The organism is Gammaproteobacteria bacterium (genome assembly GCA_034522055.1).
Classification (GTDB): domain Bacteria; phylum Pseudomonadota; class Gammaproteobacteria; order JAABTG01; family JAABTG01; genus JAABTG01.
In genome coordinates this window covers 2712754-2726410 of sequence record JAXHLS010000002.1, presented here as the reverse complement: position 1 = coordinate 2726410, position 13657 = coordinate 2712754, and the positions used below count along the sequence as shown (strand labels likewise).

At 62.6% G+C, this 13657-nt stretch carries 11 protein-coding genes; 9 read left to right on the top strand and 2 right to left on the bottom strand.

Annotated features, from left to right (window positions below):
• Positions 1-6: 6 nt before the first annotated feature.
• From U5S82_13250 to U5S82_13235, 4 genes are all read left to right on the top strand, one after another.
• Positions 7-4221 (top strand): PilC/PilY family type IV pilus protein, encoded by a 4215-nt coding sequence (locus tag U5S82_13250; protein ID MDZ7752601.1) that lies wholly within the window; start codon positions 7-9, stop codon positions 4219-4221.
• 84 nt (positions 4222-4305) lie between these two features.
• Entirely contained in the window at positions 4306-4692 is a 387-nt protein-coding gene (locus U5S82_13245; protein MDZ7752600.1) for a hypothetical protein, read from the top strand.
• A gap of 22 nt (positions 4693-4714) precedes the next feature.
• On the top strand, positions 4715-5179 hold the full coding sequence (locus tag U5S82_13240; GenBank protein ID MDZ7752599.1) for a type IV pilin protein: 465 nt from the start codon (positions 4715-4717) through the stop codon (positions 5177-5179).
• A 1136-nt stretch (positions 5180-6315) separates the two neighbouring features.
• Complete coding sequence (locus U5S82_13235) at positions 6316-7092, top strand: PEP-CTERM sorting domain-containing protein (GenBank protein MDZ7752598.1); 777 nt, start codon at positions 6316-6318, stop codon at positions 7090-7092.
• A gap of 790 nt (positions 7093-7882) precedes the next feature.
• Here U5S82_13235 and U5S82_13230 read toward each other — a convergent pair.
• Positions 7883-8638: a serine protease gene (locus U5S82_13230; protein MDZ7752597.1), complete on the bottom strand. Its 756-nt coding sequence runs from the start codon at positions 8636-8638 to the stop codon at positions 7883-7885.
• Positions 8639-8669: 31 nt separating this feature from the next.
• A complete protein-coding gene (gene wecB / locus U5S82_13225) occupies positions 8670-9797 on the bottom strand; it encodes a UDP-N-acetylglucosamine 2-epimerase (non-hydrolyzing) (protein ID MDZ7752596.1) in 1128 nt (375 codons plus the stop codon).
• Positions 9798-10268: 471 nt separating this feature from the next.
• On the opposite strand from wecB, the gene U5S82_13220 reads away from it, so the two are divergent.
• Genes U5S82_13220 through U5S82_13200 form a run of 5 tightly spaced genes read left to right on the top strand, consistent with a single transcriptional unit; the run spans position 10269 to position 13523 of the window.
• Positions 10269-10421 (top strand): hypothetical protein, encoded by a 153-nt coding sequence (locus U5S82_13220; protein MDZ7752595.1) that lies wholly within the window; start codon positions 10269-10271, stop codon positions 10419-10421.
• Positions 10414-11151, top strand: coding sequence for a hypothetical protein (locus tag U5S82_13215; protein MDZ7752594.1), 738 nt, complete (start codon positions 10414-10416; stop codon positions 11149-11151). Before U5S82_13220 ends, U5S82_13215 begins: the two co-directional genes overlap by 8 nt.
• Before the next feature lie 41 nt (positions 11152-11192).
• A complete protein-coding gene (locus U5S82_13210; protein ID MDZ7752593.1) occupies positions 11193-11510 on the top strand; it encodes an HPr-rel-A system PqqD family peptide chaperone in 318 nt (105 codons plus the stop codon).
• The gene (locus tag U5S82_13205; GenBank protein ID MDZ7752592.1) at positions 11507-12439 is read left to right on the top strand and encodes an HprK-related kinase A; all 933 of its coding nucleotides are present in this window, start codon (positions 11507-11509) and stop codon (positions 12437-12439) included. Before U5S82_13210 ends, U5S82_13205 begins: the two co-directional genes overlap by 4 nt.
• On the top strand, positions 12432-13523 hold the full coding sequence (locus tag U5S82_13200; protein ID MDZ7752591.1) for a nucleotidyltransferase family protein: 1092 nt from the start codon (positions 12432-12434) through the stop codon (positions 13521-13523). Before U5S82_13205 ends, U5S82_13200 begins: the two co-directional genes overlap by 8 nt.
• Positions 13524-13657: the final 134 nt, after the last annotated feature.

The following is a 13657-nucleotide window of genomic DNA, read 5'->3' as shown; positions in this document are numbered from 1 at the left end:
AGGGACATGAAACACCAGACGCTACGGCAACGGACCCTCAACCTGGTGGCCGCCATGGGCTTAGGCGCCCTGTGCGCCATGGCCCCGCCGACCCACGCGGCGCAGCTCACCCTAGCCGACACCCCGCTGTTCCTCGGCGGCATGGAACCCAACGTGTTCTTCATGATCGACGATTCGGGCTCCATGGACTGGGAGGTCACAACCTCCCGTTACTCGGCTTTCTTCAGTTACTGGGACGAAGCGGCCGGTCCGATATGGGTGGACAACGGGCTCTGGCTCTCGTGGACACCTGTGACCCCGTGTTCCGGGTGGCGCAATCTCGCTTACCTTTTTCGCAATACCGACAATGCCTACAGTACCTGTACTTTCTTTGAACTGGACCGTAATGCGGGTTATTACGATCAAGACTGGCGCGGCCTGGCCCCCCAATTCAACGTAATGTATTACGACCCAACGAGTGAGTATAGGCCCTGGGTGGGCATGCCAGATGCAAGCTTCTCGGCCGTTCGTAGCGATCCCAAGGACGGTACCGATGGCTATGACATCACTCGCGACCTGGGCAATGCCACGCTCATCAGTGACGGCGCGGGCTTCGTCCACGAGTACGCCATTGACGACATGGGTTTCAGCGGCACCCATCCCGCCGGGCCGGCGAGCGCAACGGCAACGCCCGATGGCAATGGCCTCATAGATGTGTGGGATTCGCACGTCCAGTTTCGTTTCACCGGGGGCGCGGTGAATGTAGAAACCTACACATACGATCCCACAGATCCGAGCAATCCAGATGACGCATGCGGTATCGATGATGCCGTGGATTCTCCCCGCTTCAAGGACTGCCTCGGCACGACGCGCACCACGGAAACCCTGACCGACGGAGCCGCCTGCTACGATATCCTCGGCAACAACCCGGATACGGTGATTCCCGCAGTAGTCGCGGGCACCGCCACCATCGATGCCACCGGCGGCGCCGGCTGTCGCACCATCGCCGAGGCGGAACAAAACGTCGCCAACTGGTACCAGTATTCGCGCAAGCGCTCCTACGTGGCCAAGGGCGCCATCGCCGCGTTGCTGGATGCCATCCCGGGCTATCGCTACGGCCTCTCGGTCATCAACCAAGACGATGATCTTGAAGACGATGATCTTTTCGTGGAGATGCCGGAGGCCGGCAGCGACTACGTGACCCATAACAACGGTCTTCTCAATCAGTTCTTCGACTTCGACTGGCCCGCGGCGGGCACGCCGTTGCGCAATGGTCTCAGGCGGGCCGGCGAATACTACAAGGGCAGTCTCGACAGCAAGCCCAGCCCCATCGTGGAATCCTGCCAGAAGAACTTCACCCTGTTGTTCACCGACGGCTTCTGGAACGGCGACGACCCAGAAGGCATCGCCGACGAGGATGGCGATGATATCGCCGATACCCTGGCCGACGTGGCCCACAAATACTATGTCGACGACCTCGCCCCCACCTTGGACAATGACGTCCCGGGTGACAGCTTCGACCCCGCCGACTGGCAGCACATGGTAACCATGTCCGTGGCCTTCGGTGTCGCAGGCATACTGCGGGACGAGTTCAAGAACGACACCGTCGTGGCCGGGGGAGACATCGCCAGTGCCACCGGCAGCGGCCCGCCGGACGGCCTGCCGGACACGCAACGGGACGGCAGCCTGTGGGACGGGGACGGCGCGAACAACCAGCCGCTGTTCGATGCCCCTCAGGAGAACCAGGGCTGGTACGACGCCGATGTGCTGAACGTGGAAGACGGCCGGAAGATCGACGACATGTGGCACGCCGCCTTCAACAGCAAGGGTGTCTACATCAACGCCCAGACCCCGGACGAGCTGGTGGCGGCCATGCAGGGTGCCCTGTCCAACATCGCCGAGCGCATCAGTTCGGCCTCCTCGGTGGCCCTGAACTCCGGGTCGCTGAACGAGAATACCCGTACCTACCAGGCCCGCTTCGACAGCGAGCTGTGGAGCGGCGAGCTGCTGTCCATCCCCATATCCAACGGTTCCGCCAGCAGCACCTGCACCACCGAACCCGTGGGGGCGCTGTGCCCCGCCGAGTGGCGGGCCGCCACCAAGCTGAGCGGCCAAGACTGGGACAACGGCCGGGAGATCCTCACGCTGTTCCCCGGGGAGGGCGACACCGACCCGGGGGGTGTGGCCTTCCGCTGGGAGAATCTCAGTTCCGCCCAGCAGCAGAGCCTCAATACCGACCCGGACTCGGGCGTGGTGCAGGACGACGACACGGGCGAGGCGCGCCTCAAGTTCCTGCGCGGTGATTTCAGCAACGAGGAAACTGGCCTGGGCTTCCGCCAACGGGCGGTCATCGTGGAGGACACCGACGGCAATCTGGTGGAGCGAACCGACGTCACGGTGCTCGGGGACATCATCCAGTCCTCGCCGGTGTTCGTGGGGGCCCCCAGCTTCGGTTTCCCCAATTCTCTCAAGGGCGGCACCCGCACCAGCCCCGGAACCACCTATGCCGAGACCTACGCCGAGTTCATCGAGCGCATGGCGGCCCTCAATAGCGGCGCGGGGCGCACCCCCACCATCTACGTGGGCGCCAACGACGGCATGATGCACGCCATCAACGCCTTCTTTGATGCCGACAACAACCCCACCGAGGACTCGGGCACGGAGATATTCGCCTACGTACCCAACGTGCTCTTCGACCGGCTGCCCGAACTCACGTCACCGAACTACGAGCACAAGTACTTCGTCAACGGCAACATCACTCGCATGGACGCCTTCTTCGACGGCGACAACGAGTGGCACACCGTGGTGGTGGGCAGTCTGCGGGCGGGGGGCCAGGGGATCTACGCCCTGGACGTCACCGACCCCGACGCCGTAAGCGAGGCCAGCGCGGGGAATGCCGTGCTGTGGGAGTTCACGGACCTGGACAACCCCAGCACCGACGACGGCGGCGCCCCCCTGGTGGACGGCGACCCCGACCTCGGCTACACCTTCAGCCAACCGGCAGTGGGGCGCATGGCCAACGGCCAGTGGGTAGCCATGTTCGGCAACGGCCACAACAACACGGAAAGCGACGGCAGTGCCAGCACCACGGGCAACGCCGTGCTCTACATCGTCGACCTGCAGACCGGCGAGCTGGTGCGCAAGCTCGATACCGGCAAGGGCTCCGCCGATGATCCCACGGAAAACGACCGCCCCAACGCCCTGGCCACCGTCACCCCCATCGACCAGAACGGCGATCTCTTCATCGAGGCCATCTACGGCGGCGACCTGTTCGGCAACGTGTGGAAATTCGATGTCTCGTCCACCAACCCCAACGAATGGCAGATCGCCAATCGTGATGGCAGCGACAACCCGGTACCCTTGTTCGTGACCGAGGACCCGGACATCGTGATTGCGGATACCGGGGCCCCCCAGCCCATCACCACCCGTATCGTCACCGGCCCCCATCCCACCAGCCCCGTGGGGGTGATGATCTACTTCGGTACCGGCAAGTACGTGGAGACCACTGATAACTCCTCCAGCAACAACCAGACCCAGACCTTCTACGGCATCTGGGACGACGGCAGCACCTCGCCCTCCATCGACCGCGACGACCTGCTGGTGCAGGACATCATCCACGAACAAGAGCACGAGTTTTGTGCCGTTGCAGAGGGTGGCGCAGATGTCTGCCCCGACGGCATCGGCGAAGAGGATGACACCTGCACCTGTGTCACGGAGACCATCCGGGTCACCTCCGACCCTGAGGACTCCGACCCTGAGGACGATACCGCTTACCAGATCGACTGGGGCACCCACAAGGGCTGGCTCATGGATCTGATCCTCGACGACAGCGACGACAACCGCGGCGAACTGGTGGATGCGGACCCCATCCTGCGCAACGGCCGCATCATCTTCATCACCACCCTGCCCAACGAGTCCCCCTGCGCCTTCGGCGGTGACAGCTTCATCATGGAACTCGATGCCAACGACGGATCGCGGCTCGCCTTCACGCCCTTCGATTTAAACAACGACGGCGAGTTCGACGAAGGCGATTACGTCACCATTTTCATCAACGATGTGGAAGTCAGGGTGCCCACGAGCGGACGCAAGTCCAAACAGGGCATCATCCAGAAGCCCGGCGTCCTCGTGTCCGGACTGAAGGAGTTCAAGTATGCCAGCGGCTCGGCCGGCGGCATCGATGTCACGGTGGAGAATCCCGGCCCCCTCACCATGGGCCGCCAGTCCTGGCGCCAGTTGCGTTAGGCCCCTATTTGCCCAGCGAGACGACTCGGAGGCGCAACCTCAATGACATCAGGAATACTGAAAATGAACCCAAGATCCTTTTGGATGAGCCTCTTCGGTGCCGTAATGGCCCTCGGTCTCCTCACCCTCGGGCCCGTAGTCGCCCACGGACAGGGCGCCACTCCCAATGCCTCCTCTTCGCCGGACGCCCCTGGGAACCGGCGCGGTTTGAACGAGGTGGGCGTGCCCCCCGGGACGCTTACCCGTGTGGACAAGACTGCAGGCATCGCCGTTATCAGCGGTGAGGTTTACCACCTGCCCGCCGGCCTGCGCGTGCTGGATCGCAACGGCGCAATTCGCAGCCGGGATTATCTCAAGCCTGGCATGAGCCTGCGTTACCAGTCCGAAACGCCCCCGCTCGGATCCACCCACCGGCCAACGCTCACCGAGATACATGTCCTGTCCCACGACCCGGATGCCGTGGTCCACTAATACCGTGCTAAAGGACGCGCCCATGTCTCCATACATCAATGACGCCAAGCAGCATGGCATCACCCTCATCGAATTGATGATCGTGGTGGCCATCATCGGCATCCTCGCCGCCATCGCCTACCCCAGCTACCAGGAATACATCATCCGCGCCAATCGCGCCGACGCCCAGGGCGCCCTGACGGGCCTCGGCGCGGCCATGGAGCGCCACTATACCCAGAACGGTTCCTACACCGCCGCCGCCGCCGGGGGCGCCGACACCGGCGCCCCGGCCATCTACGCCACCCAATCCCCGGTGGATGGCGGCAACGCCGTCTATAATTTAGAGATTGCCGCCGCCAACGCCACCAGCCACATCATCAGGGCCGTTCCGGTGGCGGGTAGTATAAATGCGGGTGAACCCATTCTCGGGTTAACGTCGCTCGGCCAGCAGTTCCGTGATCTGAATGACAACGACGCATTGGACGCCGGAGAGGAAGGCTGGGACTAAGTTGAATGTCGGGATGAATCCCGACCTACATCCGTGCCGACGGAACAGGCGGTATCTTGTCTTCGTCGGGCTGTAGGTCGGACTTCAGTCCGACAGCCCACGGTGGATTCCGACCCGGCCCGAGGAGTGCGCGGCGAGGTTGAATGTCGGGATGAATCCCGACCTACATCCGTGCCGACGGAACAGGCGGTGGTTGTGTGGCTGTAGGTCGGACTTCAGTCCGACAGCCCGCGGTAGATTCCGACCCGGCCCGAGGTGTGCGCGGCGAGGTTGAATGTCGGGATGAATCCCGACCTACATCCGTGCCGACGGAACAGGCGGTGGTTGTGTGGCTGTAGGTCGGACTTCAGTCCGACAGCCCGCGGTAGATTCCGGCCCGGCCCGAGGTGTGCGCGGCGAGGTTGAATGTCGGGATAAATCCCGACCTACATCCGTGCCGATGGAACAGGCGGTATCTTGTCTTCGTAGGTCGGGCTGTAGGTCGGGCTGTAGGTCGGACTTCAGTCCGACAGCCCACGGTGGATTCCGACCCGGCCCGAGGAGTGCGCGGCGAGGTTGAATGTCGGGATGAATCCCGACCTATATCCGTGCCGATGGAACAGGCGGTATCTTGTCTTCGTAGGTCGGTTGCTCTCCGGAACCGACATCCCGCCCCGCAAACCACCGGGGTTCCGTCGGCTGCCAGGAGCAGCCGACCTACGCAACCACACGAGCATGGGCGGGCGCCGGAAACAGGCGTAGGGTGGAACAAGCGCAGCGGTTCCACCAGTCCGGCCTTGGGGAATTACCCCATCCCAGGGCGGCCAAGTCTGCCAGGCTTGACCTGCCCTAAAGCTGTCGGAAAAATTTACAAGATGACCAGTCGAGATCCACGACGGATCTAGAACGCACATAAAAAACAACCAGTTAGAGTCATGGCACGGCTTGTGCTTACTTTATAAAGCAAGATTGAAAACCTAACATCGAGTGCGATCGGGCCATCTTTCGAACGCGGGAATGAAACCAGCCGGCACATGGGTTGAACAACGCGGTTGGCCCATGACCCGGAAAATCGGCGCCATCGCCAATGCAGAGCATTAACGGGAGTCAATGATATGAGTAGACACATCAAACCCATCGCCCTGGTTCTAGCGGCTGTGGCCACCCTGGGTAGTGGGATGCCGGCGGTAGCGGCCCCCATCGTGCCCACATTCGATGAGTTCGACGAGCTAAGCGAGGCCGATTTTGGGGGCACGGGGATCCCCAACGACCCCGTGGCCATCTCCCGGTTCAGTCGGGATAACGGATCTGACTTGTTTGGCAATCCGCTCGCGCCAACTGACATCACCCTGGGGCTCGCCGCCCACGGTCGCTTCAGTAACACCCTGAACGGTAACGATGGCGCGGGAACATACTTCGCCAAGGCGGGTTCCAATACCCCTGCCGGCACCTCCTTCGAGGGTGCGACATGGAATTTCGACTTCTTCATGGATATAGACAACAGTTCACTGGGTGAATTCGTGCTGGAACTCTTCTACGACTTTAACCCCACATCTGGCACGGATGAGTCCAGCCACGGGGTTTGGAACTTCAACGACGCCATCTCGGTCGGGGGCGGCGATCCGTTTGACGTAAAGACAGTTCAAAGTTCACAGAATCTCATGTTCGGGTTTCTTGCCGATGGTGCCGTCCCCGGGATAACGCCTCCCCCGGGCAGCTTCGACCCGGATGCCCTAGGGGAATACAGTTTCGCCTTGGTCTTGAGCCAGCAAGACGCCAGTGATCGGACTGTGTTGAACGAACTCGTACGCTCGGCGATTCACGTGGAGGTTCAAGCCGCGCAGACGGTTCCGGTGCCCGAACCCGCCAGCCTCGCCCTGCTGGGCCTGGGACTGGCCGGCATCGGCTTCAGCCGGCGCAAGGCCAGGGGCTGATCCCGACCGCCAGCGTCCCGCCCCCCACAGAGGCCGGAGCGCCAGGGCCGATGCCCCGGCCTCCGGCCTTTTTTCGTCTTACCCGGCGGTTCGTCCCAGGGCGCCCACGCCACGGCCTGTACGCGTCCAAGGCCGCTCCACAGGGGGATCCCCGGCCACCGGAGCGGGCTTGCCCGCGAACGCCGAGGCCAGGGCGTAGGTTGGGGTGAGGAACGAACCCCAACATGACCATGGGTTTGACGAATACCCGTGGGGGTTCGCAAGCTCACCCTTACCTACATCTGGCTGTCGGACTGAAGTCCGACCTACAGCCGACCTGCAGCTACACCAACACCGTCTGTTCCCGGGGCACGGATGTAGGTCGGGATTCATCCCGACATCCCGGCCCCGACGCCCACACCCCGCGCCGGGTTGGAATCCCCGCCGGCGGGCTGTCGGGCTGAAGCCCGACCTACAGTCCGACCTACTGCCGAGAGCAGCCGACCTACAGGCCCTTTAATCGTTTAAGAGAAAATACAACTACGAAATACGCGAAAGGCGCGAAAAGGGAACGGTGCGTGGGTTCTCCCGGCGTACCTTTAAATCCTTCGCGTCTTTCGCGTCTTTCGAAGTTAACTGTTTTTGCCCCGTTTTTAGAGCGTACAAGGTTGGGGTTTGCAAGCCCCTCCCAACCTCCAGTCCTTTCCAAAATTTCGTTTTATTTCGTGTGGTTCGTGGTTACCCGCTTTACTTTTCGCGTCTTTCGCGGTTACGCTTTTTGTAGGTCGGGATTCATCCCGACATCCGGCGCCTAATCCCCCACCCCGGCCTTTTTCATCAACGCGACGCCCCAGCGGATGGGGATGGCGTAGGTGATGCCGCTCGGCTTCTCCAGCACGTTCTCCTTGGTCTCTTTCACGAACACCTTGTTGATGACTGCCACCACGGCGCCGGTCTCGGGATCGTAGAGGGGGCTGCCGCTGTTGCCGGGGTAGGCGGTGGCATCCAGTTGGTAGACGTCATAGGGGGCGCTCAGGCGCCGCACCATCTTGGAGTTCAGGCTGCGGCCGGAGAGTTGGGGGATGGCCACGGGGGTGACGGCGGCGATGATGCCGCGATGGGTCACCGGGTAGAGCCCCAGCACCATGCCGATGGGAAAACCCGAAAAGGCGTAGAGTTCGCCCTCGCGAATGGTGCGCCCTGCGTCCAACCGCAGGTGCGGCAGGGCGGAACCCTGGAAGCGCAGCAGGGCAATATCGTGGTCCATGTCCTTCGCCACCACCTCGGCCTTCAACACCTTGCTGCCGATGGTGATCACCGCCAGGTGCTCGCGACGCGAATCGTTGATGTCCTCGGGCAGGGCGTGGGCGTTGGTCAACACATGGCGGCCATCCCCCACCACGAAGCCGGTGGCCACGAAGTTCCCCGGCGGGCGCCGGGTGGGCAGCACCGTGCCGATCCCGACGATACTGGGCTTCACGCGTTCGATGGTGTCCGGCAAATCGGACCAGGCCGGGGGCCCCCAGGCAAACAGAGCGAGCGCCGCCCCTACCAGGACGACTTTCACGTTAAGTTGGTGCCTGCCCATTGCCCGGGGCTCAGGCCGCGCCGGCATCGGCCGACCCGCCTTCCAGTTCCCAGAGTTTACCCACGATGCGTTCGGCGGCGTGGCCGTCCCAAAGTTCGGGGGTCTCGCCCTGCTTGCCCCTGCCATCGAGGATCCTCACCACCTCTTCCCGGATCCGCGCCGTATCCCGGCCCACCACCACGTTGGTGCCCACCGTGGCGGTGATCGGGCGCTCGGTGTTCTCCCGGGTGGTGATGCAGGGCACGCCGAGCACCGTGGTCTCCTCCTGCACGCCCCCGGAATCCGTGAGGACGAACAGGGCGTTGTCGGTGCACTTCATGAAATCGAGATAGCCCAGGGGCTCCATCAGTCGCAGATCTGCGGCGGCCTCCACCTTGCCCTGGAGCCCGAACTCCTCGATCTTGTTGCGGGTGCGGGGGTGCATGGGGAAGAGCAGGGGCAGGCGCGCCGACAGCTCACCCAGCACATCCAGCAGGCGCCCCAGAACCTCCGGATCATCGACGTTGGAGGGCCGATGCAGGGTAATCAGGCCGTAGCCCCGGGGCTCGAGCCCGAGGTCCGCGAGGACGGTGCTGGAGGCGGCCTTCTCGCGATGATGAAGCAGGGAATCGATCATCACGTTGCCCGCGAAGATGACATGGTCCCCGGTGATGCCTTCCTTCGCCAGGTTGTCGGCCGCCGCGCGCTCGGTGGTGAATAGATAATCGGAGATCTGATCCGTCAGCACCCGGTTCACCTCCTCCGGCATGTCGCGGTCATAGGAGCGCAGCCCGGCCTCCACGTGGACCACCTTGATGCCGAGCTTCACCGCCACCAGGCTGCAGGCGATGGTGGAGTTCACGTCCCCCACCACCAGCACGATGTCAGGACGCTCCGCCAGCACCACCTTCTCGAACTCGATCATCACCCGCCCGGTCTGCTCGCCGTGGCCACCGGAGCCCACCCCCAGGTAAAAGTGAGGCTTGGGCAGGCCGAGGTTGTCGAAGAAGAGTTCCGACATCTGCTTGTCGTAATGCTGCCCGGTGTGGACGATCTTGGCGTCGATGCCAGGATAGCGCAGCATCTCCTCGTAGAGAGGGGCAATCTTCATGAAATTGGGGCGGGCGCCCACGACGTTGAGGATTTTTAGTTTGTTCATGACTGCTCGCGAAGAATTTGATTTGGGCGGATTCTAACGCATAGGCGCCGTCATCCACCCGGTCAGTCGGCGCTGCACTACCCGCGGGCCGGGCCCTGCACCCGCCAGTGCCGCGTATTTGAGGGCCATTGTCGGATTTCTTTACACCGGCTGACCCCGCCCCGGAACATTCAACTGCTTGTTTTTACGGGGAAACGCCCGGATTGCGGTGCCATACTGTGATGTCATTCAAGACTTTTCAGAAAAATCCTGTTGGAAAAGTTAACGACCGACGGAACACGAACCTGAATCCGGTTCGTGCCATAGCCTCTATGGCCTTTGGATTCAATCATTTAACAAGGGCTCTCGCAAACGGGCCTGGAATTTGCATTATCCTTCACAAATCCTGCTATTCCAGTTTCCCGGGATTCTTCCGCTGTAGTAGTCTCCGGGGACGTTGGGCAGAACACCCGATAAAGAGCTCAGGCAACCATGGCAAAGAAAAGCGATTTCGACCCCTTCGGGGGCAAGACCTTCCTGGAGACCGTCTACGGCTCCGAGGCCAATGCCCGCAAGCTGCCGGACGCCGGAAACGTCGTAAGGATTTCAGACCGAACAAGCATTCAGGTAGGACACTATGGCTGACAAACACGAGGAACTGCCCAAGGGCGGAAAGTTGCGAAACCTTCCGGAGGGGACTCACCACAACGATGGTGACGCCCCCGAGGCCTCCCGCAGACGCTTCACCAAGGCGGGCCTTGCGACTCCGGTGATCATGTCCTTGGCGAGCCAGCCCGTGTGGGGTGCCGGCAGGCTGTGCACGGCCTCGGCGTTTGCCTCCGCCAACCCGTCGCGCCCCGTGGATATGACCACCTGCCGGGGCTGCAGCCCGGGTTATTGGCATCAGGGCGTTTGCTGGCCGAGCGAATTGGACACCCTCAAGACCACCCAACTCCACTCGGCGTTCGGTTATGACCGTGATGCCTACGACGATTTCGTCTACCCGAACGATAGCGGTTATCCTTCCAAGAGCGAAATACTCGCCACCCTTGACACAGCCCTCATCGATTTCTTTCCCAACACTGGCTTGGGCAACAACGTCATCGCCAAGTTCGTCCGGGCCGCCATCGCGGGCATGCTGAACGGCTATCATGCCGGCGTCCCTTTCTGGAGCGATGCCGATGCCGCTGTCGTGAAATCACGGCTGCTCGAACTGTTTCCCCTGAGCCCTGGCTTCGACGTTAGCGGGCATGCGACGGCAAACGAGGCAACCATGCGCGACGATGTTGAAATCTTGGCGACTTGGTGGGATGAAGGCGAAGAAGGGTGTGTCCTGCCGGGGTGGGGAAGCAACAAACCCTGCCCGCTCGACTGACAGAGGCCCCCCATCCCACCCGGGTAACGGGAAACGCCACTATGGCTACCGATGAGGATAGCGTTCCTGCAATCGAGCGGGAAGTCTGGCGCATCACCGACTTTGATATCCTGTGGCGTCACTGGGGTGACGAGCACGTAATATACAGCGCGGGGTCTGGCGATACCCTGCTGTTGAACGAGGTGGGCGCCCGCCTGCTGCGCCTTTTGCTTGACGGTCCGGTCGACGTCGCGACGCTGATTCATCGCGTTGCCCCCACCGGAGACGAGGGTGACTCAGAGGATATGGAGCTTCGCTTCGCCGTCAAGCGAACCCTGAGTCTTTTCCTCAACTACGGCCTCATTACCCGCGTTCAGTGATCCTTTCGTCGCTGTCAAAGAAGGAGTTCGCGGGGCACCTGAGGAATGAAGGACTGCCTCTGCGCACCGGGCCCTTCGTGACGTGCATCCGCTCTCCCATCCGAAGCGTGGCAGACGGGATTGGCCGTTTCTACGCGGATTACGAGGTGGAGGCCCCCAGTGGCTTCTCCGACTTCCATGTCAGGGTCGCCCCGCCCCGCGGCCTGCGCCGCTGGGTTCGTCCACAGGTCCGCTTCGCCTTCGACGGCCGCCATCCGTTCACGCCGCTACCCCTCGCCCACGCCTATGCCATCCTCGAGTGGGGCATGAACTGGTGTGTCTCCGCCCATTCCAACCGCTATCTGATTATCCATGCGGCGGCTGTGGCGAAAGACGAACGGGCATTCATCCTGCCGGCACCACCCGGCTCGGGAAAGAGCACCCTCTGTGCGGGGCTGGTGAGCCGCGGCTGGCGGCTGCTGTCGGACGAGATGGCGCTGGTGGCCACTGATTCCGGCGCCCTCGTACCCATCCCCCGCCCCATCAGCCTGAAGAACGAGTCCATCGACGTCATGAAGCGCTTCGCCCCTGGCGCCGACATCGGCCACCTTGCCCATGACACCATCAAGGGCACCGTGGGACATATGAAAGCACCACTCGACAGCGTGCGCCGCAGCAACGAAAAGGCCACCCCCCTGTTCGTGATATTTCCGAAATTCGAACGCGACGCCCCTGCGACCCTCTCGCCTCACTCCAAGGGCCGGGCGTTCATGGAACTCGCGAAGAATGCCTTCAACTACAGCATCCTCGGCAAGCTCGGCTTTAACCTGCTCGGCGACGTCATCGATCAATGTGGCTGTTATGATTTCCGCTACGGAAATCTGGAAGAAGCGATAACCATCTTCAATGAACTCGCCCGCGACGCCACTGACAGCCGCGACATTGCCTGAGGCCATCCCGCTGAACCGGGATCTGTGCACCACGGTATTTCGGGATCCCCGGCTCGTAAACAGCCTTGGCCTCGGGAAATGGGACCTGCTGGCCCCCCAGGCCCGCCAGTCCAACCTGCTGGCCCGCCTGGCGGTGGTCCTGGAAGAGAACGGGCTGCTGTCCAGTGTACCCCCCGAGGTACTCGACCACCTGGAATCGGCGCGCCGCCTGTCGGAACGCCACGTCGAGACGGTCCACTGGGAAGTGAACCGTATCCAGGAAGCCTTGGAGCCCACCGGTGTGCCCGTGATTCTTCTGAAGGGCGCCGCCTACGTGCTCGCCGGGCTGCCCCCCGCAGCCGGACGGATCTTCAGCGACGTGGACATCATGGTACCCAAGGCGGCGATTCCTACAGTGGAGAAGGCACTCCGACGCCGGGGGTGGCAGAGCATGCACCAGGACTCCTACGACCAGCAGTACTACCGGGAGTGGATGCACGAGATCCCCCCCCTGCAGCACGGTTTCCGGCAGACGGTGCTGGATGTACACCACACCATCCTGCCGCCCACCGCCCGCCTGAAGCCCGACCCGGCAGCGCTACTCGCCGCGGCCCAGCCTGTAAAAGGCAAGGAAGAACTCTATGTGCTGGCCCCCACTGACATGGTCCTCCACAGCGCCACCCACCTGTTCCATGACGGCGACCTGGAGAACGGTTTGCGCGACCTGGTTGACCTGGACGCCCTGCTACGCCACTTCGGTGCCGACGACGGCTTCTGGGATGCCCTCGTGGACCGTGCCCATGAGCAGGACCTCGCGCGCCCGCTTTACTATGCCCTGACGCAGGCGCCACGATATCTGGGCACCCCGATTCCGGACGCGACGCTGCGGCGCATCCAGGAGGGACGGGCTCGCCCCCCCGTCGCTTGGCTGATGGACGAGTTGCTACGCCGCGGCCTCGCTCCCAACCATCCAAGCTGCGACGATGCACTGACAGGCGTGGCCCGCTGGGCCCTATACGTACGCTCCCACTGGCTGCGCATGCCCCTGCACCTGCTCATCCCCCACCTGGTGCGCAAGGCCGGCAGAAGGACCCAAAAGGCGTAGAATGTCAGCGAAACATGGGCGGAAAGGTCCCTTCTCCCCCGGGGAGAAGGACAGGATGAGGGGATACGGCGCAGGAGCGGAGCTGCCGGCCAGGCTTCGCATCCCCTCACCCCGGCCCTCTCCCAGAGGGAGAG

Coding starts and splice junctions, on each gene's coding strand:
- U5S82_13250 (MDZ7752601.1), top strand. CDS start 7: ATGAAACACCAGACGCTACGGCAACGGACCCTCAACCTGGTGGCCGCC.
- U5S82_13245 (MDZ7752600.1), top strand. CDS start 4,306: ATGAGCCTCTTCGGTGCCGTAATGGCCCTCGGTCTCCTCACCCTCGGG.
- U5S82_13240 (MDZ7752599.1), top strand. CDS start 4,715: ATGTCTCCATACATCAATGACGCCAAGCAGCATGGCATCACCCTCATC.
- wecB (MDZ7752596.1), bottom strand. CDS start 9,797: ATGAACAAACTAAAAATCCTCAACGTCGTGGGCGCCCGCCCCAATTTC.
- U5S82_13220 (MDZ7752595.1), top strand. CDS start 10,269: ATGGCAAAGAAAAGCGATTTCGACCCCTTCGGGGGCAAGACCTTCCTG.
- U5S82_13215 (MDZ7752594.1), top strand. CDS start 10,414: ATGGCTGACAAACACGAGGAACTGCCCAAGGGCGGAAAGTTGCGAAAC.
- U5S82_13210 (MDZ7752593.1), top strand. CDS start 11,193: ATGGCTACCGATGAGGATAGCGTTCCTGCAATCGAGCGGGAAGTCTGG.